General features: G+C 72.5%; 1 protein-coding gene. It reads left to right on the top strand.

Features of this window, described 5'->3' with window-relative positions:
- Positions 1 to 79: 79 nt before the first annotated feature.
- Positions 80 to 829 (top strand): TetR/AcrR family transcriptional regulator, encoded by a 750-nt coding sequence (locus tag AC5LSR_RS20010; protein ID WP_250286223.1) that lies wholly within the window; start codon positions 80 to 82, stop codon positions 827 to 829.
- The last annotated feature ends 21 nt before the right edge of the window (positions 830 to 850 follow it).

Here is an 850-nt window from a genome sequence, read left to right as displayed (position 1 = left end):
GCGACAGCGACAGCGACAGCGACAGCGACAGCGACAGCATGAGTTGACAAGGTTAAGTTGACGCTGGCAACCTTCGTCCATGAAATCGGCAGGACGGACGAGGGCGCGCCGGGGTGAGGGCGGCCGGCTGGCCGAGGAGATCCTGTTCGCGGCCGAGGCCCTGCTGGTCGAGACCGGGGACGAACAGGCCGTCACCGTACGCGCGGTCGCCCGCCGGGTCGGCGTGACGACGCCGTCGGTCTACCTGCACTACGCCGACAAGGCCGCGCTCCTTGACGCCGTCTGCCTGAAGATCTGGGGCGACCTGGACGAACGGCTGACCGCCGCCACCGTCGGCGTGGCGGACCCGCTGGACGCCCTGCGCCGGGGCGGCATGGCGTACGTCCGGTTCGGGCTCGACCATCCCGTCCAGTACCGGCTGCTGATGATGGGCCGCCCCCTCGCCCGTGACGAGGGCTGCGCAGCCGGCGCGGCCGGGCCGGCCGGCGCGCCCGCGTCGACGACGGCCGCCCGGGCGGCGCTGCGGCAGATGATCCGGGCGGTCCAGGACTGCGTGGACGCCGGGGTGTTCCACGGGGAGACGCGCCCGCTCGCGCTGAGCCTGTGGGCCGCCGTCCACGGCTGCGTGTCGCTGCTGCTGAGCAAACCCGAGCTGGACTGGCCGCCGCTGGAGGACTTCGTCGACCACACCGTGCGGATGGCCGGGCTCGGCACCGCGCTGATCAGCCGTGTCACCGTCCCCGGCGGCAGCTACAGCAGCGCGGCCATCGCCACCGAACTCGACAGGACCGTCGACCGCCTCCACCACCACCGGCAGGAGCAACAGTGAGCAACCCAGCGGTACCGACCA

Source organism: Protofrankia sp. CiP1_Cm_nod4, assembly GCF_982290645.1.
Note: the sequence above shows the minus strand (reverse complement) of the source record. Positions and strands in the feature narration are given on the sequence as shown.